Origin of the sequence: Ectothiorhodospira lacustris, from assembly GCF_022227785.1 — a bacterium.
In the GTDB taxonomy this organism is placed as follows: domain Bacteria; phylum Pseudomonadota; class Gammaproteobacteria; order Ectothiorhodospirales; family Ectothiorhodospiraceae; genus Ectothiorhodospira; species Ectothiorhodospira lacustris.
This window is the reverse complement of record NZ_JAJNQM010000016.1, coordinates 1-21845: the sequence shown is the minus strand read 5'-3', so window position 1 is coordinate 21845 and position 21845 is coordinate 1. Positions and strand designations below refer to the sequence as shown.

Sequence of the window (21845 nt, the reverse complement as noted above, 5' to 3'; positions counted from 1 at the left end):
ATGATGGTTGCCTCATCACTCCCACCGGCGATCTTCCTCATGGGGCCGACGGCCACCGGCAAGACCGATCTCGCCATCCGTTTGTGCGAGTCACTGCCCCTGGAGATCGTCAGCGTGGACTCGGCGCTGATCTACCGGGGCATGGACGTGGGCACGGCCAAGCCGGGCGCCGATGTACTTGCGCGGGTGCCCCATCATCTGGTGGATATCCTGGACCCGGCCCAGGCCTATTCCGCCGCCCGGTTCCGGGATGATGCCCTGGCGCTGATGGCAGACATCGCAGCAAGGGGGCGGGTGCCCCTGCTGGTGGGGGGGACCATGCTCTATTTTCGGGCCCTGGACTTCGGCCTGGATACCCTGCCGGAGGCAGATCCCGCCATCCGGTCCGGGATCGACGCCCTGGCGCTGAGTCAGGGCTGGGAGGCGGTGCATCGCGAACTGGGCCGGGTTGACCCGGTATCGGCGGCCCGTATCCATCCCAACGACCCCCAGCGACTGCAGCGGGCCCTGGAGGTCTACCGTATCACCGGCGCCCCCTTGTCCTCGTTCCATGGCGGCCCTCGATGCTCGCAGCTACCGTGGCGGGTACTGCGCCTGGCCCTGATGCCGCCGGATCGTATCCGGTTGAGGGAACGGATTGCCCTTCGCTTCCGTCAAATGCTCAGGCAGGGGCTGGTGGACGAGGTCAGTGCCCTGCGGGAGCGGGGTGACCTGAGTGTGGACCTGCCTTCCATGCGGGCCGTGGGCTACCGCCAGGTCTGGGAGTATCTGGAGGGCCGGATCGATCATGACGCCATGGTCACCCAGGCGATCACCGCCACCCGTCAGCTGGCGAAGCGGCAGATGACCTGGCTGCGAAGCTACCCTGACGTGGAGGTGTTTGATCCGGAGCGTGCGGACCCCGCCGGGGTGCTGGGTCGGGTGAAGGCGCATCTGACGCCCTGAAGGACCTCCGCGAGCCGATCCATGCCTGTTTCGGAACGGGATCGGCGTGGGATTTTTGACTCAGGCGGTATGCTAGACTCAGGCCATCCGACAAGGGGCGGGGTTCATCATGCCCCCTTGCCGACACACAATAATGATGACTATTACCCGGGAGCAGACCATGTCAAAAGGGCAGACGCTACAAGAACCCTTTCTCAATACCCTTCGCAAGGAACGCATTCCGGTCTCCATCTACCTGGTCAACGGCATCAAGCTGCAGGGACAGATCGATTCTTTTGACCAATTCGTGGTATTGCTCAAGAACAGCGTGAGTCAGATGGTCTACAAGCACGCCATTTCCACCATCGTGCCGTCCCGTCCGGTCAAGCTGTCCACGGGGGATGAGGGCGACCAGGACGACCATCACTGATTCCGCCGCCCATCCTTCTCCGAAGAGGAGAGGGATGGGTGCTCGACTTATCGGTACGGAGGTTTTAACCCCACTTGTTCGAAAGACCCCGCAGTGGCGAGCGCGCCATTTTGGTCCATGTGGACCTCCCCGCGCAGGACGGTGATGACGACTGCACCGAATTCAAGGAACTGGCTCGCTCCGCCGGTGCTGATCCGATGGCCTTGGTCACCGGCACCCGCAAGGCGCCCGACTCCCGCTATTTCATCGGCAGCGGCAAGGCGGAAGAGGTCCGGGATCTGGTAGTGGCCCATGGCGCGGAACTGGTCATCTTTGACCACAGCCTGTCGCCAAGCCAGGAACGTAACCTGGAAAGACTGTTCCAGTGCCGGGTGCTTGACCGTTCCGGCCTGATCCTGGACATCTTTGCCCAGCGTGCCCGCTCCCACGAGGGCAAGCTGCAGGTGGAGTTGGCCCAGCTGCGCCACATGTCCACCCGGCTGGTGCGGGGCTGGACTCACCTGGAGCGTCAGAAGGGCGGTATCGGCCTGCGCGGTCCCGGTGAGACCCAGTTGGAAACGGACCGCCGGCTTCTGGGCGTTCGCATCAAACAGATCCAGAAACGGCTGGAAAAGGTGGAGCAGCAGCGGGAGCAGGGCAGGCAGTCGCGCAGGCGGGCGGAGATCCCCACCGTTTCCCTGGTGGGCTACACCAACGCCGGCAAGTCCACCCTGTTCAATCGCCTGACCCAGGCCGGGGTCTATGCCGCCGACCAGCTGTTTGCCACCCTGGATCCGACCTTGCGGCGGGTGAATCTGCCCTCGCAGCAGCGCATCATCCTCGCGGATACGGTGGGCTTCGTGCGCCATCTGCCCCATGACCTGGTGGCGGCTTTTCGCGCCACCCTCACCGAAACCCGGGAGGCGGCACTGCTGGTGCACGTGGTGGATGCCCATGCTGTCGAGCGGGACATCTACCTGCAGCAGGTGGATGAGGTACTGGAGGAGATCGGCGCCAGGGATGTCCCTCAGGTGCTGGTGTTCAACAAGATCGATCTCATTCCCGGCGCCGAGCCGCGCATTGAGCCGGGTGCCCTCGGCGTTCCCACCCGGGCCTGGGTCTCGGCCGAGACCGGGGCGGGGGTGGATGCGCTGCTGCAGTGGTTGGGGGATTACTTCGCCGAGTCCATCGTCCAGGGGTGGTTGGAACTGCCGCCCCAGGCCGGACGGGAGCGGGCGGGCCTTTATGCCCTGGAGGCGGTGGAGGCGGAAGAGGTGAGCGAAACCGGCGGGCTGCGCCTGAAGGTCAGGCTGCCGCGGCGGCGCCTGGAGGAACTTTTTCGGGGGGGCGGGTTCACACCGACACTACTGGATGACTAGAATGGACGGTTTGTACGCCTGATATACGGGCCTTTCCTGTTATCATCAGTCGCTTGATCGCGTTTTATTAACGGAGTCAGCTCATGCCCTGGAACGAACCAGGAAACAACAGCAAAGACCCCTGGGGTGGTGGCGGCGGCGGTGGCAACCGCGGCGGCGGCAACCAGGGGCCACCGGATCTGGATGAGGTCCTGAAAAAACTGTCCAACAAGCTGGGCGCCGTCTTCGGCGGTGGTGGTGGTGACGGCGGCAACGGTGGCGGCATGGGCAAGCACGCCTCGGCCGGCATCAGTTTGGCCGCCATCCTGGCGCTGGTGATCTGGCTGGCCTCCGGCTTTTACATCGTCAGTGAAGGTGAGCGGGGCGTGGTGCTGCGCTTTGGCGCTTTCCAGTCCGTGGCCACCCCGGGTCCCAACTGGCATCTGCCCTATCCCGTCGAGCGGGTTCAGATCGTCGACATCGACAGCATCCGTTCCATCCAGCACCGGGCTCTGATGCTCACCAGTGATGAAAACATCATCGATGTGGACATCGCCGTCCAGTACCGCGTGATGGACCCGGAGCGTTTCCTGTTCAATGTGCGCAACCCGGACTCCACCGCCCGTCAGGTGATGGAATCCGCCATTCGTGAGCGCATCGGCAAGAGCACCCTGGAGTTCATCCTGGGCGCCGGTCGTGGTGAGGTGGCTTCTTCCGCCCGCGTCGTCATCCAGGAGGCCCTGGACAGCTACGGCGTCGGCATCGCCGTGACCGCCGTGAGCATGCAGCAGGCCCAGCCGCCGGAGCCGGTACAGGAGGCCTTTGCCGACGCCATCCGCGCCCGCGAGGACGAAGTGCGCTTCCGTAACGAGGCCGAGGCCTATGCCAACACCGTGCTCCCCCGGGCCCGCGGCGAGGCGGCCCGCCTGATGGAACAGGCCATGGCCTATCGGGATCAGGTGCTGGCCCAGGCCGAGGGTGACGCATCCCGCTTCACGCAGCTGTTGACCGAGTACCAGCGGGCGCCGGAAGTGACCCGTGAGCGTCTCTTCATCGAGACCACCGAGGTGGTGCTCGGATCCGCCAGCAAGGTGTTCGTGGACGTGAAGGGCGGCAACAACCTCCTGTTCCTGCCTCTGGACAAGATCATGGGTGGCGATGGCCAGGCCCTGCGGGATGCCCGCGCGGCCAGCTCCACGCCGTCCACCCTCTCCACCCGTCCCGCGCCGCTGCAGCCCCTGAATCAGCAGCGGCCTGATCCCCGTTCCCGGGAGGTGCGTTGATGTTTAGGATCGCAGCGATTGGTTTAGCCGTTGCGGCCTTGGTCGTGTGGCTGTCCACCTTCACCGTGGATGAGAGAGAACGCGTGATCGTGTTCAGTCTGGGGGAAATCAAGCGTACGGATCTGGATCCGGGGCTGCATTTCAAGTTTCCCATCGTCAACAACGTGCGCAAGTTCGATGCCAGGATCATGACCCTGGACATCCCGCCGGATCGGTTCCTCACCAGCGAAGCCAAGAACGTCATCGTCGACTTCTATGCCAAGTGGCGCATCGACGACGTGGGTCAATTCTTCCGCGCCACCCGCGGTGACGAACGCAACGCTCAGGACCGCATGGCCCAGATCCTGCGGGACGGCATGCGTAACGAGTTCGCCAAGTACACCCTGGATCAGGTGGTGTCCGGCGACCGTATCACCATCATGGGGGCTGTGCGTCAGCAGGCCCTGGATACCGCCAGTGAACTGGGGGTATCCCTGGTGGATGTGCGTATCCGTCGCATGGACCTGCCCGACGAGGTGAGTGAGTCGGTGTTCAGCCGTATGCGCGCCGAGCGTGAGCGTATCGCCCAGGATTTCCGCGCCCGCGGTCAGGAGCAGTCGGAGCGCATCCGCGCGGATGCGGACCGTCAGCGCACGGTGATCATCGCCAACGCCTACCGGGAAGCGGAGCAGATCCGCGGTGAAGGGGATGCCACCTCCGCGGCGGTCTATGCCCAGGCCTATGGGCAGGATGCGGAGTTCTTCTCCTTCTATCGCAGCCTGCTGGCCTATCGCAACACCATGGTGGGCAAGGACAACTTCTATGTCCTGGAACCGGATTCGGAGTTCTTCCGTTACTTCCAGGACCCCATGGGCATGCGTAGTACTCGGGAGAACTGATCCCGTTTCTTACGAAGTATCGACATCGGCGGCCCCCGTGGCCGCCGTTTGCCGTCCGGCAACCCGCGTCACATCCTTACCGGCCCCCTGGCGGGGCTGATCATCGCGAGGTCTTTCCCTCATTATGTGGTCCGATCTGCTGACGGCACTGGCCTTGCTCATGATCATCGAAGGCCTGTTGCCCTTCCTCAACCCCGCCGGCTTTCGCCGGGGTCTGTTGCAGGTGGCCGAGTTGCCCGACAGTGCGTTGCGGGGGATCGGTCTGTTCAGCCTGTTGATCGGTGCCCTGGCCCTGTGGTGGGTTCGGGCATGAAACCGCATTTTTCGTGATGCCGGCCGGCTCGGGTTATAATGCCTCGCATTTGGCCTTTTGCCATTCACCATCCCGACGCCAATCCAAGCGACCCGTTGACATGACTGATTCCAACCGCTGGCTTCTGCCGGAAGGTATCGAGGAGGCCCTGCCGCCACTGGCAGAGCGCCTGGAGACCTGCCGTCGCCGCATCCTTGACCTCCATCACGGCTGGGGCTACGAGCTGGTGATGCCACCCTTCGTGGAGTATCTGGAGTCCCTGCTCACGGGCACCGGCCACGGTCTGGACCTGCAGACCTTCAAGCTCACCGACCAGCTTAACGGTCGCCTCATGGGTGTGCGTGCGGACATGACGCCCCAGGTGGCCAGGATCGATGCCCATCGTCTGAAGCGCGAGGGGGTCACCCGCCTGTGCTATGTGGGCACCGTGCTCCATACTCGTCCCGATGGCTTCGCCGGTTCCCGCAGCCTGCTGCAGTTGGGGGCCGAGCTGTACGGCCATGCCGGTCTGGCCAGCGATGTGGAGATCCTGCGCCTGATGCTGGAGACCTTGGCGGTCTGTGAGGTGGACACCCCTTGCGTGGACTTGGGGCATGTGGGCATCTTCCGTAGCCTGGCTGCCGACGCGGGGCTGGACCCGGAGCAGGAGACCCGCCTGTTCGATCTGTTGCAGCGCAAGGCGCTGCCGGAGATCCGGGACTGCCTGAATCAGCTCCCGATCGGCGTGGATCAGCGTCGGCGCCTGGGCGCCCTGGCGGATCTGAACGGCGACCGGGACACTCTGGACTGTGCCCGTGCCGAGCTGGCCGGTGCCGACGATGCGGTGATGATCGCCCTGGACACGCTGGAACACCTGGCGCGGGCGATGCGGGCCTCCCATCCGGGTGTGACTTTGCATGTGGATCTGGCAGAGTTGCGGGGTTATCACTATCACACCGGCCTGGTCTTTGCCGCCTATCTGCCCGGCAATGGCCAGGAGGTGGCCCGCGGCGGTCGCTATGACGACATCGGGCGCGTCTTCGGGCGTGCCCGTCCCGCCACCGGTTTCAGCGCCGATCTTAAGACCCTGGTACGCCTGTCCCGGTGCCCGGAAAGTGCCGCGCCGGGAGGCATCCTGGCACCGGCGGACCCGGACCTGGACTTGGTCGACACCATCGGCGACCTGCGTCGCCGGGGGGAGCGGGTGATCCAGGGCTTGGATGGGCAGGATAACGATGCAGTGGCCCTGGGCTGTGACCGGGTGCTGGTCAAGACAAACAATCAGTGGACAGTGGTGGACGCTTGAACATGAGCAAATTCGTGGTAGTCCTGGGCAGTCAGTGGGGCGATGAAGGCAAGGGTAAGGTCGTGGACCTGCTCACCGAAAAGGCCGCCGCCGTGGTGCGGTTCCAGGGGGGGCACAACGCCGGTCATACTCTGGTGATCGAAGGCAAGAAGACGGTGCTGCACCTGATCCCCTCCGGCATTTTGCGGGAAGGGGTGGAGTGCATGATCGGCAACGGCGTGGTGCTCTCCCCCGAGGCTCTGCTCAAGGAAATGGCCATGCTGGAAGAAAACGGCGTGCCGGTGCGTGAGCGTCTGCGCCTGTCCGAATCCTGCCAGCTGATTCTGCCGTTTCACGTCAGCCTGGACCAGGCCCGGGAAAAGGCCCGCGGCGCCTCCGCCATCGGCACCACCGGTCGCGGCATCGGTCCGGCCTACGAGGACAAGGTCGCCCGCCGCGGTCTGCGTTTGGGGGACCTGTTCCACCGGGATCGCTTCGCCGCCAAGCTGGGTGAAGTGCTTAACTACCACAACTTCGTGCTGAAGCATTATTTCCACACCGACACCATCGACTTCCAGCAGGTGCTGGAGGAGTCCCTGGCCATGGGCGAGCAGCTCAAGCCTCTGGTGATCGATGTGCCGGAGCGTCTGCGTATCCTGCGCAACGAGGGGGCGTCGGTGATGTTCGAGGGCGCCCAGGGCACCTTGCTGGATGTGGATCACGGCACCTATCCCTTCGTGACCTCCTCCAACACCACCGCCGGCGGCGTCTGCACCGGCAGCGGCGTGGGTCCGCTGGATCTGGACTACGTGCTGGGGATCACCAAGGCCTACACCACCCGTGTGGGCGCTGGTCCGTTCCCCACCGAACTGTTCGATACCATGGGTGAGCACCTGGCCCGGCGAGGGCATGAGTTCGGTTCCACCACCGGTCGTCCCCGTCGCTGCGGCTGGTTCGACGCCGTGGCTCTGAAGCGGGCCGTCTCCATCAACAGCATCAGCGGACTGTGCATCACCAAGCTGGATGTGCTCGACGGCCTGGAGTCCCTGCAGATCTGTGTGGGTTACCGTTGCGGCGACACGATGGTCACCGAACCGCCGGCCGGCGCCGAATCCTATGCCGAGTGCGAACCGGTGTACGAAGAGATGCCCGGCTGGCAGGAATCCACCCTGGGGATCACCGAATACGACCGCTTGCCCCCCAACGCCCGTGCCTATCTGGAGCGCATCCAGGCGATCGCCGGCATCCCGGTGGACATCATCTCCACCGGTCCTGACCGGGATCAGACCATTTTGATGCGTCATCCTTTCCAATAAAGGGCAGGGGAGTCCCGGTGGCGCTGCCGTCCGGACTCCCCTTTATCTCTGGCCCTCCCCACTCCCGGCGGGGGAAGTGGTTCCGTGATTTCAGTCAATCAGGAGGTATGTCCATGGTCGACAGGGTTCAGGATCGCAGTACGGTGGTCACCGGGGCAGGCAAGGGGATCGGTCGCACCATTGCGCGGGTCTTCGCCGCCGAGGGTGCTCGTGTCCTGGTCTCGGACCTGGACTTGGCCGCTGCTCGGGCCACGGTGGCCCTGATCGAGGAAGACGGCGGTCAGGCCGTGGCCTGTCAGGCGGATGTGAGCAAGCGCGCCGATGCGGAGGCCATGATCGGTGAAGCCATGTCCCATTTCGGCAGCGTGGACATCCTGGTGGCCAACGCGGGGATCTTCCCTTCGGCCACCATCGAGAACATGAGTGAATCCGAATGGGATCGGGTGATGTCCGTGAACCTCAAGGGGGTGTTTTTCTGCGTTAAATCCGTCGCCTGGGCCATGCGACGCCAGCAGAGCGGCCGCATCCTGCTCACGTCCTCCATCACCGGACCCATGACGGGCTTCCCCGGCTGGGCGCACTACGGCGCCAGCAAGGCGGGGATGCTGGGCTTCATGCGTTCGGCGGCCCTGGAATATGCCCGTGATAACGTCACCATCAATGCGGTGCTGCCGGGGAATATCCGCACCGAAGGTTTGAAGGACGTGGGGCCGGAATACCTGCGCCGGATGGAGGCATCCATCCCCATGGGTTACCTGGGAGAGCCGGAGGACGTGGCCTGGGCCATGCTGTTCCTGGCTTCGGAAAAGGCGCGCTACATCACCGGCCAGACCCTGGTGGTGGACGGTGGCCAGACCTTGCCGGAATCGGCACTGGCGCTGGACTGACACAGCCCCCGCCATGTGGTTTCCGGTCATGGGCAGGCTCGGCGGACGAAGAACCCCGGCTCAGTCCCGGACTCGGGAGGAGCGGGCAGGTCCGATCTGCCGAGCGCCGGGTCCGATGGACATGTTGATGTGGTGGCTCATGATCATCATGTCGGTCGTCGCCCTGCTGGGAGGGGTTGCCATCCTGATCTTTTTGCTGCTGGGTTGATGGATTTTGGCGCGATATGCCTCTGTCGCCCTGACGTCGCGAGAGGGGCCAGCCGCGTGTGCGCATGACACTGGAACGACAACTTCGCCGCCGGATGGCCGGTCTGTGTCTTGCCCGGCCATCGCGACCGGGCTGGGTTTTCCGGCGGAAAGGGCGTACAATCCGGCGCTTGAAAACGCAAATGGCCCGCATCAAGCGGGCCATTTGTGGAAATCAATTTTGGTGCCGAGGAGAGGACTTGAACCTCCACGGGGTCTCCCCCACTAATACCTGAAACTAGCGCGTCTACCAATTCCGCCACCTCGGCAATTCCAGTGAGAAGCGTATTGCTCTTGCGTCTCAACTGAAGGCGCAATATTAGTACCCGCCGGAAGCGTTGTCAACACTTCCGCTAAAAAATTTATCGGCCACTACATGACAAAAAAGAAAAAGAGTTTGACCCAAGATCCCCATTTCGAACGCGAAGCCCGCAAGTACGAACGGCCCATACCCAGTCGAGAGCTGATCCTGCAGGTGGTTGACCAGTCGGATGGTCCCATCAGTTTTGATCCCCTGGCCCGTCGCCTGGGTCTGGAAGAGGAAGTGGATCAGGAAGCCCTGCGCCGTCGCCTGCGCGCCATGGAGCGAGACGGTCAGCTGGTCTGCAACCGCGCCGGCGGCTGGCTGCCGGTCAATCAGTCCGATCTGGTGCGCGGCCGCATCATCGGTCACCCGGACGGTTTCGGTTTCCTGGTGCCCGACGAGCCGGGCGAGGACCTGTTCCTGTCCCCTCGCCAGATGCGCGCCCTCATCCATGGCGACCGGGCGGTGGCCCGGGTTATCGGCATCGATCGGCGTGGGCGTCGGGAAGGGGCCATCATTGAGGTGCTGGAGCGCAATACCGAAACGGTAGTGGGGCGTCTGGCCATGGAAGGAGGGATCGGTTTCGTGGCCCCCGACAACAAGCGCATGCCCCTGGATGTCCTCATTCCGCCGGAGTGCATGGGCGAGGCCCGACCCGGCCAGATCGTCACGGTCCGCATCAAGGAACAGCCCACCAAGCGCACCCGTCCCATCGGCGAGGTTATCGAGGTGCTGGGGGAGCACATGGCCCCCGGCATGGAGATCGACATCGCCGTGCGCGCCCATGGCCTGCCGTTCGAATGGCCCGATGCGGTGCAGGAAGCGATCAAGGGTTTTTCCGACAAGGTGCCCCGGGAGGCTAGTGAATGGCGCCTGGATCTGCGGGACATGCCCCTGGTGACCATCGACGGGGAGGACTCCCGGGATTTTGACGATGCCGTCTATTGCGAGTCCCTCGGTCGCCGGGGCTACAAGCTCTGGGTGGCCATCGCCGACGTGGCTTACTATGTGCGGCCGGGGGATCCCCTGGACATGGAGGCCCGCCACCGGGGCACGTCCGTCTATTTCCCCGAGCGGGTCATCCCCATGCTGCCGGAGGTGCTGTCCAACGGCCTGTGCTCCCTGAATCCGGAGGTGGACCGCCTCTGCCTGGCCTGCGAGATGACCATCAACTCCCGAGGCCGCATCAAGGATGCCAAGTTCCATCAGGCGGTGATGCGCTCCCATGCCCGCCTCACCTATACGGAGGTGGCCGAGATCCTGGTCGAGCAGAAGGCCGAGACCATTCGCCGTCGCGAATCCCTGGTGCCGCACCTGGAAGACCTTTACGGCCTTTACAAGCTGCTACGCAAGGCGCGGGACACCCGGGGCACGGTGGACTTTGAGACCACGGAAACCCGCATCCTCTTCGGCGCGGATCGCAAGATCGAGCGCATCGTGGCCTATGAGCGCAACGACGCCCACAAGATCATTGAAGAGTGCATGATCGCCGCCAACGTGGCCACGGCCGGGTTCCTCAAGCGCAAGCGCATGCCCACCCTGTACCGGGTGCATGAGGGACCCAAGCCTTCCAAGCTGGAGGACTTGCGTCGCTTTCTGGGGGAGTTGGGCCTGTCTCTGCGCGGGGGCGATGAGCCCACGCCGGCGGATTTCTCGGCCCTGCTGGAGCAGGTGAAGGCACGGCCCGATGCCCGGCTGGTGCAGACCGCGCTACTGCGATCCCTATCTCAGGCGGTCTATGCACCGGATAACCTGGGGCATTTCGGTCTGGCCCACGAGGAATACCTGCACTTCACCTCGCCCATTCGCCGCTATCCGGACCTGCTGGTGCACCGGGCCATCCATCATGTGCTGGACGGAGGGAAGCCCAAGGACTTCTGCTATGCCCATATCGACATGGTGGCCCTGGGCGAAAGCTGTTCCATGCGCGAGCGCCGGGCGGACGAGGCCTCCTGGGATGTGACGGCCTGGCTCAAGTGCGAGTACATGTTGGACAAGGTGGGCGAGGTCTTCGACGGAGTGGTGACCAGCGTGACCTCTTTCGGTCTGTTCATCGAACTCAAGGATATCTACGTGGAAGGCCTGGTGCATGTCACCAGCCTGTCCAACGACTATTACCATTTCGATCCGGCAGGCCATCGCCTGAGCGGTGAGCGCAGCGGCCGGGTGTATCGTCTCGGTGATCCGGTACGGGTGAAGGTGGCCCGGGTGGATCTGGATGAGCGCAAGATCGACTTCGTGCCGGAGGAGTCCGGTCCGGGGGAAAAGCGTGGCCGGAGTGAGGACGGCGAGGGCCGTAAGTCGGGCCGCAACCGTCGACGCAAGGGGCGCAAGCCGGAATCAGAGGCGGCAACCGTAACCGCCCCGTCCGCTGCAGCGGATGAAGCCGGTGAGCCGGCGCCTGCTTCAGGGCGTCGCCGCCGTCGGTCGAACAGGAAGACGGCGGACACCCCGGTGCCGCAGGAGGCGGTGGTATCGTCCCCACCCACCGCCGGCAAGCGGCCGCGCAAGAAGGATGACACGTCAGCCGTCAACTCGGCCCCCAAGGCTGCCAAGGCCGCACCGGCCCCGGCACTGCCGGCTGAAGCCGGGCAGGTCGAGTCTGAGTCCGGCGAGAAGGCCAAATCTTCCCGTCGCCGTCGGCGCAAGCGTCCGGAGTGAGACATGGCTGCCAGTGAGTGTGTATTCGGCCTGCATGCGGTGGATGCCATGCTGCGTCGCGCCCCGGCTCGGGTGCAGGAGTTGCGTGTTCAGGAAGGGCGGGTGGACGGGCGCATGCAGGCCCTACTGGATCTGGCCGCCCAGGCCCGGGTGAGCGTGTGCCGGGTGGCGCGGCGCGAGCTGGACGCCGTCGTCGGCGATGCCCGTCATCAGGGTGTCATCGCGATGGTGGAGCCGGTGGCCGCCCTCGGGGAACGGGATCTGCCCGATCTGCTTTTGGGGCTGGAGGGCAGCGGCACGGCGCCGCTGTTGCTGGTGCTGGACGGGGTGACCGATCCCCATAATCTGGGGGCCTGTCTGCGTACCGCGGACGGGGCGGGTGTCACCGCCGTGATCGCGCCCCGGGACCGGGCCGCAGGGTTGACCCCGGTGGTACGCAAGGTGGCCTCCGGAGCCGCCGAAAGCGTGCCCTTCATCCAGGTCACCAACCTGGCGCGCACCCTGGATCTGCTCAAGGAGGAGTTCCATCTGTGGATCGTGGGAACCAGTGGCGAGGCCACCGGGGATCTGTATGGCGCCGATCTTGCCGGCCCCACCGCCCTGGTGCTGGGGGCGGAAGGCAAGGGCATGCGGCGTCTGACCATGGAGCGGTGTGACGCCCTGGTGAAGCTGCCTATGCTGGGACGGGTGGAGAGCCTGAACGTGTCAGTGGCGGCGGGGGTGTGTCTGTATGAGGCGGTGCGGCAGCGCCGGATTGCTTCCACCGCCCCGAACGGCTAAGATTCCGCTCCTTTCCGGGGTATCTCCGGAGATCCACCTTGCCTCACCGCTGGTCGGGAGGCTGTCACCCGCAAGGAAATCAAAGATGCGTCATTACGAGATCGTATTCATGGTCCACCCGGACCAGAGTGAACAGGTACCCGCCATGATGGAGCGCTATCGCGGCATCATCGAAGGGGCCGAGGGTGAGATCCATCGCCTGGAAGACTGGGGCCGCCGTCAGCTGGCCTACCCGATCCAGAAGCTGCACAAGGCTCACTACGTGCTGATGAACGTGGAGTGCCCGGAAAACGCCCTGGAAGAACTGGTCAGCGCCTTCCGTTTCAACGACGCCGTGATCCGTCACCTGGTGATGCGCATGGATCGTGCCTTCACCGAGGTTTCCCCTCTGGCCAAGAACCGGGATGACGATGACAGCAGCTCATCTTCCTCCTTCTCCGACGATAGCGATGACGACGATGCCGATGATGATCGTCCGTCCGCTGCCGCGAACTGAGCCACTGTTCACCTGATTCATTCCGAGGATAGACCATGTCCCGTTTTTTCCGTCGTCGTAAGTATTGCCGTTTCAGTGCCGAAGGGGTCGAGTTCATCGACTACAAGGACCTGAACACCCTGAAGAACTACGTCACCGAAACCGGCAAGATCGTGCCCAGCCGCATCACCGGCACCAGCGCCCGCTATCAGCGTCAGCTGGCCACCGCCATCAAGCGCGCCCGCTTCCTGGCCTTGCTGCCGTACTCCGACAACCACTGAGGACGGCAGGCATCCGCGCCCCAGGGCGCGGGTGCATGAGACCATGAGGCAACTGGCATCATTCATCATGCAAAGCCGGCTGCGGGCAGTGACCGCAACCGTCGGCTTTGGTGTGATCGGCCTGCTGATTCCGCCCCTGGCGCTGCTCAGCAGTGCCGCCGTGGCCCTGGTGACCCTGCGTGTGGGGCCGCAACAGGCCCTGGCGGTGGTGGTCTTGGCTGCGGTGGTGGTGGGACTGATCGGCTGGATTGCCGGCCTGTCGCCGGTGGTGGGTCTGGTGACCGCCCTGGTGCAGTGGATACCGGCCCTGGCCTTGGCCGCTGTGCTGCGAAGCACGGTGTCCTGGGCCGTCACGCTGGTCACCGGCATCGTCATCGGCTGCGGTGTGGTGCTGATGCTCCACCTGTCCGTACCCGACATCACGCAGATGTGGTACACGGTGCTGCAGCAGACCGTCGGTCCGCTGTTCGACCAGTCGGGCATGAGTACCCTGGAGCGGGAAGAGGCTTTCAGACAGGCCGCTGCGGTGATGACGGGCATGCTGGCCGCCGTCTCCCTGCTGGCGCTGTCGCTCTCCCTGGTGCTGGCCCGCTACTGGCAATCGGTGCTCTACAACCCCGGCGGTTTTGCCCAGGAGTTTCAGCAGCTGAGCATGGGCCGGGTCCCGGCCATCCTGCTGCTGGTGTTGCTGGTCCTGGGGCTGTTTGCCGGCATGACCCTGATGTTCGAGTTGTCTCTGGTATTTCTGGCCGCCTTTTTCCTGCACGGGCTGGCGGTGATCCACGGGATCAATCGCAAGCTGAACCTGAGTCGCCTGTGGCTGGTGATGACCTATGTGGTGATGGCCTTTGCCCTGCCGCAGATGATGGTCGTCCTGGCCACGCTGGGGATGGTGGACAGCTTTGTGGATCTTCGTGGACGGATTGCGCACGCGGGTAATGACAGTCCCTGATGCCTGCGCATCCCGTGCCTCCCGGCAGATAACGTATTTGATCTTTGACTGAGGTATAGACCGATGGAAGTGATTCTTCTCGAAAAGGTGGAAAACCTGGGAAGCCTGGGTGACAAGGTGCGCGTGCGCTCCGGTTACGCCCGTAACTACCTGCTGCCCCAGGGCAAGGCCAAGTTCGCCACCGAGGCGAACATTGCCGAGTTCGAGGCCCGTCGTGCGGAGCTGGAAAAGACCGCCGCCGAGTCTCTGGCTGCCGCCCAGGCCCGTCAGGCCAAGCTGGAAGCCATGACCCTGACCATCAGCGCCCGTGCCGGCACTGAAGGCAAGCTGTTCGGTTCCGTGGGCACCAACGACATCGCCGACGCCGCCAAGGCAGCCGGTGTGGAACTGGAAAAGCGTGAAGTGCGCCTGCCCGAAGGCCCGCTGCGTCAGGCCGGCGAGTTCGAAGTAGCCGTGCACTTGCACACCGATGTCAACGCCACCGTGAAGGTGGTCGTGGTCGGTGTGGAAGAGTAATGCCGCCCCGCCCGCGGGGCTTTATGCCCCGCGGGACCCATGCCGGAACCGGTCCGGGTCCGGGGTGATCAAGACAGGTCCGAGCGTCTGTCGTCGCGTCGATTGGTACCCTGACCATGCCCGAAAAGCCCCGCACCGCCGCGTCCCGCAACGGGACCGAAGCCCTCAAGATCCCCCCCCATTCCATCGAAGCCGAGCAGGCCGTGCTCGGTGGCCTGATGCTGGAAAACGATGCCTGGGACACGGTCTCCGACCATGTGGCCGAGGTGGATTTCTATCGTCATGATCATCGCCTGATTTTCCGTACCATCGCCGAGCTGGCCAACCGCCAGGCCCCCTTCGATGTGGTGACCATTTCCGAACGCCTGGAGGCCCACGGCGAGCTGGAAGAGGCCGGTGGCCTGGCCTATCTGGGCCTGCTGGCCAAGGACACCCCCAGTGCCGCCAACATCCGCGCCTATGCGGATATCGTGCGCGAGCGTTCGGTGCTGCGTCAGCTCATCAGTGTGGGCACGGGCATCGCCGACAGCGGGTTCAATGCCCAGGGCAGGGAGAGCCGCGAACTGCTGGACGAGGCAGAGCGCCGGGTGTTCGAGATTGCCGAGCAGGGTGCGCGCAACCGTCAGGGTTTTCGCGGCATGCGTACCCTGCTCAAGTCCACGGTGGAGCACATCGAGCTGCTCTTCGAGCGGGACAACCCCATCACCGGCCTGTCTACGGGCTATGACGACTTCGACGAGATGACCTCCGGCCTGCAGGCAGGGGACCTGGTGATCGTAGCGGGACGACCGTCAATGGGCAAGTGCATCATGGCCGGGTCCAGGCTGGTCGATCCGCAGACCGGCGCCTTGGTAACCATCGATGAGCGGGTGGCTCGCCGTCAGGCGGATTTGCTGACCCTGGGGGAGGATTTTCGCTTGCGCAAGGGGCAGGCCACGGCTTTCGTGGATGACGGCATCAAGCCTGTCTATCGGGTCCGGACCGCCAGTGGGCGCGAGATTTCCACAACCCTGACCCACCCCTTCCTCACCGGATCGGGTTGGCGGCCATTGGGGGAGATTCAAGTGGGGGAGAAGGTCGCGGTGCCCCGCTGTATTCCAGTGTTTGGGAAGACATGGATGCCGAGTCATGAAGTGAAGACACTGGCGTATTTTATCGGTGATGGGGGTACCACCCAGACATGCCCGATTTTTACCAACACGAGCCCTCGCCTGCGTGAAGATTTTACTGATGCAGTGAGTGGTTTTGCCGGTATGACTTGCAAACTCATCGCCGATATGACCCGTGCTCCCTCCATGCGTGTCAGTCGTGATCGGGATTATCTGATTCAGGCACGGGCACGTTTTGCTTCTGCCCTGAGACGTGTGCAGTCCGATTTTGAAATCACTGGGGATTACCTGGCCCGAGTTTTGGGGGTTAGCAAGGCCACGGTCAGTTATTGGCGATCCGGGCAGTCCATGCCCATGGGTATCCACTTCGAACGCTTGTGTGATGTGTTGTCCTTGTCACCCGCGGATCTTGGTGTGGATGCTCACGAACATGTTTCGAAAAACAGCCCTAATCCGGTGCGTCGCTTTCTTGAAAGACATGGTCTATGGGGGTGCTCGGCGCTGGAAAAGGATATCCCTAGCGTCATTTATACCCTGGAACGAGACTCCTTGGCCCTGTTCATCAATCGTCTGTTTGCCTGCGATGGCAGCGCCTTTGTTCAGGCCAATGGGCAGGGGCGTATCAGCTATGCTTCTTCCAGTCCTCTTCTGGTCCGGGGGGTACAGCACTTGCTGCTTCGGTTCGGTATTCTGAGCAAGGTGCGGATCAAGAAAAACGCCTATCCGAGGTTACGGCGTTCACCCATGGAACTGGAGGTCCTGGATCAGGAAAGCCTGCGTCGTTTCATTCGTGAGATCGGCATCTTCGGTAAGGAAGTTGCCTTGGCGAAGCTGGATGCGCTATTGGCGAACAAGCGTCCGCATACCAATCTGGATACATTGCCTCTGAGTGTGAATACCTATGTGCTGGCTAGAAAGGGTGAAAAGAGCTGGCGTGAATGGCATCAGCAGGCAGGGCTGGAATGCCCGCCCGGTTTCAACCCTCACCTGGGGGGCAGGGGAAGCAGAGGGATTTCCCGTGTCCGCGCCGGGCGGTTGGCGGGGATTCTTGATGATGGCTATTTGGCCAGTCTGTCAACTTCAGATATTTACTGGGATGAAGTCGTCTCCATCGACTATCAGGGTGAACATCAGGTCTATGACCTGACGGTAGAGGGTACGCACAACTTCATTGCCGAGGATTTTTGTGTCCATAACACCACCTTCGCGATGAATATCGCCGAATATGCGGCGCTGAAGCAGAAGTCGCCGGTGGCGGTGTTCAGTATGGAAATGCCCGGTGAGCAGCTGTCCATGCGTCTGCTCTCCTCGCTGGGACGGATCAATCAGCAGCGTCTGCGTACCGGGCGTCTGGAGGATGACGATTGGCCACGTTTTTCCAGTGCCGTGTCCATGCTGTCCGAGGCACAGCTGTATATCGACGACAGCCCGGCGTTGTCTCCTTCCGACCTGCGTTCCCGCTGCCGCCGTCTGATGCGCGAACACAAGCAGCTCAGCCTCATCGTGGTGGACTACCTGCAGTTGATGCAGGTGCCCGGCAGTTCGGAGAACCGAACCAACGAGATTTCCGAGATCTCCCGTGGTCTCAAGGCCCTGGCCAAGGAAATGGGGGTCCCCGTGATCGCCCTTTCCCAGCTCAATCGCGGCCTGGAACAGCGACCCAACAAACGCCCGGTGATGTCGGATCTGCGTGAATCCGGCGCCATCGAACAGGATGCAGATCTCATCGTCTTCATCTACCGGGATGAGGTCTATAACGATGACAGCCCGGACAAGGGCACCGCGGAGATCATCATCGCCAAACAGCGTAACGGCCCCATCGGTGCCGTGCGGCTGACCTTTCTGGGCCAGTACACCCGCTTCGAAAACTACGTGCCCGAAATCTATTCCAACGAGGGTTTCTAGTGAAAAGAACCGCCTCGGCGCGCCTGTGCCTCGGTCATCTGCCGGCCAATCTGGCCCGGGTCCGGGAAGCGGCTCCCGGCAGCCGCGTCATGGCCGTGATCAAGGCCGAGGCCTATGGCCACGGCATGCTCCGGGTGGCTGAATGCCTGGCACCTTGGGTGGATGCCCTGGCGGTCTCCTGTCTGGATGAGGCCGCAGCCCTGCGAGAGGCCGGGTATCATCAGCCCATCCTCGCCTTGCAGGGCTTCAAGGACGAGCGGGATCTGCGCGCCGCCTCCCAGCTGGACGTGGCCGTGAGCGTGCATGAGGACAGCCAGTTGCACCTGTTGTCAGGCACCCGTCTGCATCGCCCGGTACGGGTCTGGCTGAAACTGGATACCGGCATGGGACGCCTGGGCTTTTCCCCGCTGCGCGCCTCCGATCTGGTGGCGGCCCTGATCTCTGATCCGAACGTGACGGCGGTGCCCGGTCTGATGACCCACCTGGCCTGCGCCGACGAACCCGGGCGGCCGGAAAATGCCGCCCAGCTGGCCCGGTTCGAGGCGGCCACCCGCCATCTGCCCGGTGAGCGCAGTCTGGCCAACTCCGCTGCCATCCTGGCCCTTCCCGAGGCCCACGCCGACTGGGTTCGTCCCGGCATCATGCTCTATGGGAGCTCACCGCTGGCAGATGCCCGGGCTGCCGGCCTGGGGTTGCGCCCGGTGATGACCTTGAGTACCCGGCTGATTGCTATTCACACCCTGACGCCGGGAGAAACCGTGGGTTACGGCGCCACCTGGCGCTGCGAGCGGCCTACCCGGGTGGGGGTGGCGGCCATCGGCTACGCCGACGGCTACCCTCGCCATGCCCCCACCGGTACTCCGGTGCTGGTGCGCGGGCAGCGGGTGCCGCTGATCGGCCGCGTCTCCATGGACATGATCACCGTGGATCTGACCGATTTGGAGACGGTCCAGGTGGGGGACGTGGTCACGCTCTGGGGCGAAGGGTTGCCGGTGGATGAAGTGGCGGCGGCGGCGCAGACCATCGGTTATGATCTGCTCTGCCGCGTGCATGATCGGGTGCAGGTGGTGGCCGTGTAGGGAGAGAGACACCGTCCCCCTTTGGCGAGGATCAGCAGCGGAAGTCTACGAATCAATGGAAAAGGCGGCTTCAAACAGCGACAGCACCTATATCGCCCGGCAACCCATCTACAACCGGCAACTGGGTGTCTATGCCTATGAGCTGCTGTTCCGTTCCGCATCCAGCCTCCGGTCGGCCACCGGCAGCGATGCGGCGACCTCCCATGTCATTTTGAGCGTCTTCGGCGAAATCGGTCTTGATACCCTCGTCGGCTCCCGTCTGGCGGCCATCAATATGACCCCGCGCCTGCTCAGGGAGTTGGAATCCCTGAACGTGCCCGCCGGGCGGCTGATCGTGGACCTGCCGCCCGACCTGCCGGGGGATGAAGCCACCCTGGAGACCCTCAAGCGACTGGCCGGCAGGGGCTATATCCTGGCCCTGGACGATTATGTCCCCGGCGGTGCCGGGGACCGTCTCCTGCCCGCGGTGCACCAGGTGAAGGTGGATACGGCCCGGGCCAGGCCGGACGAGCTGCGGTCTGTCCACCGATTGCTTTCCCGCCATGATGTGAGCATCGTGGCTGAAAAGGTGGAATCCCTGGAGGATTATGAGTTTCTTCGTGATCTGGGTTTCCACTATTTTCAGGGCTATTTTCTCAGCCGTCCACGGCTCTTCAAGGCGATCGGCCTGGAGGCCGGAAAGCTCACCGTAGTGCGCTTGCTGGCCGGTCTGCAGGACCCGGCCCTGGATGTCCACCAGTTGCAGCATCTCATCGCTCAGGATGCCGGTCTGGCGGTCAAACTGCTGCGGCTGATCAACTCGCCGTTCTTCGGTCTGAGCCGGGAGGTGGATTCCCTGGCCCGGGCCATCCTGATCCTGGGACGCCGCAAGCTGGCTACCTGGGCCTGCATGCTGGTGATACGAGGATTGGCGGATCGTCCGGCGGGATTGGTGCAGCTGGCCTTGGAGCGGGCTGCCCTGTGCGAGGGCCTGGCCCGCCGCGCCGGCCTGGGTCCGGTGGAAAACTACTTCACCTGTGGCCTGTTCTCCGCCCTGGATCTGATCATGGAGCGCCCCCTGGAGCAGATCATTCAGCCGTTGCCCCTGGGGGATGCGGTCAAGGCAGCCTTGCTCCGGGGGACGGGGGAAATGGCCGAGGCACTGGCTTGTGCCCGGGCCTGCGAGCAGGGCGATATCGAGGCGGCAGGCTGTGCCGGACTGTCCACCACCGACATCAGCGAGGCCATGCTGGAAGCGGGCCATTGGGCTGATGAAGTCCTGTCCATGTCGCTGACGGGCAAGCCCAGGCATTGACACTTCGCAATCGTTTTTCCAGAATCAAGGGAATCCCTTGCCCTGTAGCCGGTTCCCGATGCATTCAGGCAGGTGGACAGCGCCGATTTGATTCCAGCTTGCGGGCGCTCAAGAAATACGGCTAAAGCGGGTGACGACCTGCTTTGGCGGGTCTTTTTCTTTGCCCGACGGGGCGGGTGTTACAGGAGTGCCCATGTCCCATCCTCTGGATACTTCCGGTTCCCGTCGTCCCGGTTTCGATACCCTGGCCGTTCGCGCCGGTCAGACCCGCACGGCTGAACAGGAACATTCCGATCCCATCTTCGCCACCTCCAGCTTCGTCTTCGCCAGTGCCGCGGAGGCGGCGGCCCGGTTTGCCGGCGAGACGCCGGGTAATATCTACGCCCGCTTCACCAATCCCACGGTACGTGCCTTTCAGGACCGCCTGGCTGCCCTGGAAGGGGGGGAGGCCTGCGTGGCCACGGCGTCCGGCATGTCGGCGATCCTGTCCACCTGTCTGTCCCTGCTCAGGGCGGGGGACCACATCATCTCGTCCCGGTCCGTGTTCGGTTCCACCACCAACCTGTTCAGCAATTACCTCACCCGCTTCGGTATCGAGGTCAGTTATGTGCCCCTGTCGGATCTGGAGGCCTGGGCGCGGGTCCTGCGCCCCAATACCCGGATGCTGTTCGCCGAGACTCCCTCCAATCCGCTCACCGAACTGGTGGACATCCGTGCCCTGGCGGAATTGGCCCATACCCACGACTGCCTGCTGGCGGTGGATAACTGTTTTTGTACCCCGGTCCTGCAGCGTCCCCTGAGCCTGGGGGCGGATCTGGTGATCCATTCTGCCACCAAGTATCTGGATGGCCAGGGCCGTTGCGTGGGTGGCGCCGTGGTCGGAGATGCGGAACGGGTGGGCAAAGAGGTTTTCGGTTTCTTGCGTACTGCCGGTCCCACCATGAGCCCCTTCAATGCCTGGGTCTTTCACAAGGGGCTGGAAACCCTGCCCCTGCGCATGCGTGCCCATAGCGCATCCGCCCTGACCCTGGCCCACTGGCTGGAGAAGCATCCGGCGGTGGAGAGGGTGCATTATCCCGGTCTGGCCTCCCATCCCCAGCATGCCCTGGCTGCCCGTCAGCAGGCCGCCTTCGGCGGCATTGTCGCCTTCGAGGTGAAGGGGGGCCGGGAGGCGGCCTGGCGGGTGATCGACAGCACGCAAATGCTCTCCATCACCGCCAACCTGGGAGATGCCAAGACCACCATCACCCATCCTGCCACCACCACTCACGGACGCATCACGCCCGAGCAGCGGGTGGAGCAGGGGATTGTTGAAGGGCTGGTACGGGTGGCCGTGGGGCTGGAAGACCCGACGGATATCCAGGCGGATCTGGCCCGCGGACTGGATAGCCTGTGCTGAGGCTGCCATTGTCCGCCGATGCGTGATCGAGACTGCTTGCAGCACTGTTTCCATGCCGCATTGGAAGCAGTCCATGGCGGCACGGTGGTTCGTCGTGCCCTGGGGCGGCTCAAGGGGCGGGACCCGATCCATCTGGTGGCCATCGGCAAGGCTGCGGCGGCCATGGCGGAAGGGGCGCGCCTGACCCTGGGCACCCGTCTGGTGCGCGCACT

At 63.7% G+C, this 21845-nt stretch carries 20 protein-coding genes and 1 tRNA gene; 20 read left to right on the top strand and 1 reads right to left on the bottom strand.

The annotated features are described in order from the left end of the window. From miaA to fabG, 9 genes are all read left to right on the top strand, one after another. Nucleotides 1–945 (top strand): tRNA (adenosine(37)-N6)-dimethylallyltransferase MiaA, encoded by a 945-nt coding sequence (miaA, locus tag LQ952_RS05000; protein WP_238621562.1) that lies wholly within the window; start codon nucleotides 1–3, stop codon nucleotides 943–945. A gap of 160 nt (nucleotides 946–1105) precedes the next feature. Then, on the top strand, nucleotides 1106–1354 hold the full coding sequence (gene hfq / locus LQ952_RS04995; RefSeq protein ID WP_238621561.1) for an RNA chaperone Hfq: 249 nt from the start codon (nucleotides 1106–1108) through the stop codon (nucleotides 1352–1354). A 74-nt stretch (nucleotides 1355–1428) separates the two neighbouring features. Next, on the top strand, nucleotides 1429–2712 hold the full coding sequence (hflX, locus tag LQ952_RS04990) for a ribosome rescue GTPase HflX (RefSeq protein WP_238621560.1): 1284 nt from the start codon (nucleotides 1429–1431) through the stop codon (nucleotides 2710–2712). A gap of 83 nt (nucleotides 2713–2795) precedes the next feature. Beyond that, nucleotides 2796–3974, top strand: a complete 1179-nt coding sequence (gene hflK / locus LQ952_RS04985) for an FtsH protease activity modulator HflK (RefSeq protein ID WP_238621559.1) — start codon at nucleotides 2796–2798, stop codon at nucleotides 3972–3974. Then, entirely contained in the window at nucleotides 3974–4852 is an 879-nt protein-coding gene (gene hflC / locus LQ952_RS04980; protein WP_238621558.1) for a protease modulator HflC, read from the top strand. Before hflK ends, hflC begins: the two co-directional genes overlap by 1 nt. A 124-nt stretch (nucleotides 4853–4976) precedes the next feature. Further along, nucleotides 4977–5165 carry a DUF2065 domain-containing protein gene (locus LQ952_RS04975; protein WP_238621557.1) on the top strand — a complete coding sequence of 63 codons (189 nt, stop codon included), beginning with the start codon at nucleotides 4977–4979 and terminating at the stop codon, nucleotides 5163–5165. Between the two features lie 100 nt (nucleotides 5166–5265). Further along, on the top strand, nucleotides 5266–6450 hold the full coding sequence (locus LQ952_RS04970; RefSeq protein ID WP_238621556.1) for an ATP phosphoribosyltransferase regulatory subunit: 1185 nt from the start codon (nucleotides 5266–5268) through the stop codon (nucleotides 6448–6450). A 2-nt stretch (nucleotides 6451–6452) separates the two neighbouring features. Continuing rightward, nucleotides 6453–7745 (top strand): adenylosuccinate synthase, encoded by a 1293-nt coding sequence (locus LQ952_RS04965; protein WP_238621555.1) that lies wholly within the window; start codon nucleotides 6453–6455, stop codon nucleotides 7743–7745. A gap of 113 nt (nucleotides 7746–7858) precedes the next feature. Then, on the top strand, nucleotides 7859–8632 hold the full coding sequence (gene fabG, locus LQ952_RS04960; protein ID WP_238621554.1) for a 3-oxoacyl-ACP reductase FabG: 774 nt from the start codon (nucleotides 7859–7861) through the stop codon (nucleotides 8630–8632). Nucleotides 8633–9060: 428 nt separating this feature from the next. Here fabG and LQ952_RS04955 read toward each other — a convergent pair. Beyond that, nucleotides 9061–9147, bottom strand: a tRNA-Leu gene (locus LQ952_RS04955). 107 nt (nucleotides 9148–9254) lie between these two features. Here LQ952_RS04955 and rnr point away from each other — a divergent pair. The 11 genes from rnr to LQ952_RS04900 all read left to right on the top strand — a co-directional run. Next, nucleotides 9255–11843, top strand: coding sequence for a ribonuclease R (gene rnr, locus LQ952_RS04950; protein WP_238621553.1), 2589 nt, complete (start codon nucleotides 9255–9257; stop codon nucleotides 11841–11843). A 3-nt stretch (nucleotides 11844–11846) separates the two neighbouring features. After that, nucleotides 11847–12623: a 23S rRNA (guanosine(2251)-2'-O)-methyltransferase RlmB gene (rlmB, locus tag LQ952_RS04945; RefSeq protein WP_238621552.1), complete on the top strand. Its 777-nt coding sequence runs from the start codon at nucleotides 11847–11849 to the stop codon at nucleotides 12621–12623. Nucleotides 12624–12708: 85 nt separating this feature from the next. Beyond that, nucleotides 12709–13119, top strand: a complete 411-nt coding sequence (gene rpsF / locus LQ952_RS04940; protein WP_238621551.1) for a 30S ribosomal protein S6 — start codon at nucleotides 12709–12711, stop codon at nucleotides 13117–13119. A 35-nt stretch (nucleotides 13120–13154) separates the two neighbouring features. Further along, on the top strand, nucleotides 13155–13379 hold the full coding sequence (gene rpsR / locus LQ952_RS04935; protein WP_090208543.1) for a 30S ribosomal protein S18: 225 nt from the start codon (nucleotides 13155–13157) through the stop codon (nucleotides 13377–13379). Nucleotides 13380–13422: 43 nt separating this feature from the next. After that, on the top strand, nucleotides 13423–14331 hold the full coding sequence (locus LQ952_RS04930; protein WP_238621550.1) for a DUF2232 domain-containing protein: 909 nt from the start codon (nucleotides 13423–13425) through the stop codon (nucleotides 14329–14331). 63 nt (nucleotides 14332–14394) lie between these two features. Beyond that, the gene (gene rplI, locus LQ952_RS04925) at nucleotides 14395–14847 is read left to right on the top strand and encodes a 50S ribosomal protein L9 (RefSeq protein WP_238621549.1); all 453 of its coding nucleotides are present in this window, start codon (nucleotides 14395–14397) and stop codon (nucleotides 14845–14847) included. A 116-nt stretch (nucleotides 14848–14963) separates the two neighbouring features. Continuing rightward, nucleotides 14964–17861, top strand: a complete 2898-nt coding sequence (dnaB, locus tag LQ952_RS04920; protein WP_238621548.1) for a replicative DNA helicase — start codon at nucleotides 14964–14966, stop codon at nucleotides 17859–17861. Further along, entirely contained in the window at nucleotides 17861–18940 is a 1080-nt protein-coding gene (alr, locus tag LQ952_RS04915; protein ID WP_347402049.1) for an alanine racemase, read from the top strand. Before dnaB ends, alr begins: the two co-directional genes overlap by 1 nt. A gap of 55 nt (nucleotides 18941–18995) precedes the next feature. Continuing rightward, a complete protein-coding gene (locus tag LQ952_RS04910; RefSeq protein WP_238621547.1) occupies nucleotides 18996–20234 on the top strand; it encodes an EAL and HDOD domain-containing protein in 1239 nt (412 codons plus the stop codon). Between the two features lie 193 nt (nucleotides 20235–20427). Next, nucleotides 20428–21633, top strand: coding sequence for an O-succinylhomoserine sulfhydrylase (locus LQ952_RS04905; protein WP_238621546.1), 1206 nt, complete (start codon nucleotides 20428–20430; stop codon nucleotides 21631–21633). A gap of 18 nt (nucleotides 21634–21651) precedes the next feature. Then, on the top strand, nucleotides 21652–21845 hold a 194-nt coding region (locus LQ952_RS04900), incomplete at its 3' end, for a DUF4147 domain-containing protein (protein ID WP_238621545.1).

Excerpts from the sequence above, each read along its gene's own strand:
- dnaB (WP_238621548.1), top strand. The coding sequence starts at position 14,964 with ATGCCCGAAAAGCCCCGCACCGCCGCGTCCCGCAACGGGACCGAAGCC.
- rlmB (WP_238621552.1), top strand. The coding sequence starts at position 11,847 with ATGGCTGCCAGTGAGTGTGTATTCGGCCTGCATGCGGTGGATGCCATG.
- rplI (WP_238621549.1), top strand. The coding sequence starts at position 14,395 with ATGGAAGTGATTCTTCTCGAAAAGGTGGAAAACCTGGGAAGCCTGGGT.
- hfq (WP_238621561.1), top strand. The coding sequence starts at position 1,106 with ATGTCAAAAGGGCAGACGCTACAAGAACCCTTTCTCAATACCCTTCGC.
- rnr (WP_238621553.1), top strand. The coding sequence starts at position 9,255 with ATGACAAAAAAGAAAAAGAGTTTGACCCAAGATCCCCATTTCGAACGC.
- LQ952_RS04965 (WP_238621555.1), top strand. The coding sequence starts at position 6,453 with ATGAGCAAATTCGTGGTAGTCCTGGGCAGTCAGTGGGGCGATGAAGGC.
- LQ952_RS04975 (WP_238621557.1), top strand. The coding sequence starts at position 4,977 with ATGTGGTCCGATCTGCTGACGGCACTGGCCTTGCTCATGATCATCGAA.
- rpsR (WP_090208543.1), top strand. The coding sequence starts at position 13,155 with ATGTCCCGTTTTTTCCGTCGTCGTAAGTATTGCCGTTTCAGTGCCGAA.
- hflC (WP_238621558.1), top strand. The coding sequence starts at position 3,974 with ATGTTTAGGATCGCAGCGATTGGTTTAGCCGTTGCGGCCTTGGTCGTG.
- LQ952_RS04910 (WP_238621547.1), top strand. The coding sequence starts at position 18,996 with ATGGAAAAGGCGGCTTCAAACAGCGACAGCACCTATATCGCCCGGCAA.
- miaA (WP_238621562.1), top strand. The coding sequence starts at position 1 with ATGATGGTTGCCTCATCACTCCCACCGGCGATCTTCCTCATGGGGCCG.
- LQ952_RS04905 (WP_238621546.1), top strand. The coding sequence starts at position 20,428 with ATGTCCCATCCTCTGGATACTTCCGGTTCCCGTCGTCCCGGTTTCGAT.
- fabG (WP_238621554.1), top strand. The coding sequence starts at position 7,859 with ATGGTCGACAGGGTTCAGGATCGCAGTACGGTGGTCACCGGGGCAGGC.
- LQ952_RS04930 (WP_238621550.1), top strand. The coding sequence starts at position 13,423 with ATGAGGCAACTGGCATCATTCATCATGCAAAGCCGGCTGCGGGCAGTG.
- hflK (WP_238621559.1), top strand. The coding sequence starts at position 2,796 with ATGCCCTGGAACGAACCAGGAAACAACAGCAAAGACCCCTGGGGTGGT.
- rpsF (WP_238621551.1), top strand. The coding sequence starts at position 12,709 with ATGCGTCATTACGAGATCGTATTCATGGTCCACCCGGACCAGAGTGAA.
- LQ952_RS04970 (WP_238621556.1), top strand. The coding sequence starts at position 5,266 with ATGACTGATTCCAACCGCTGGCTTCTGCCGGAAGGTATCGAGGAGGCC.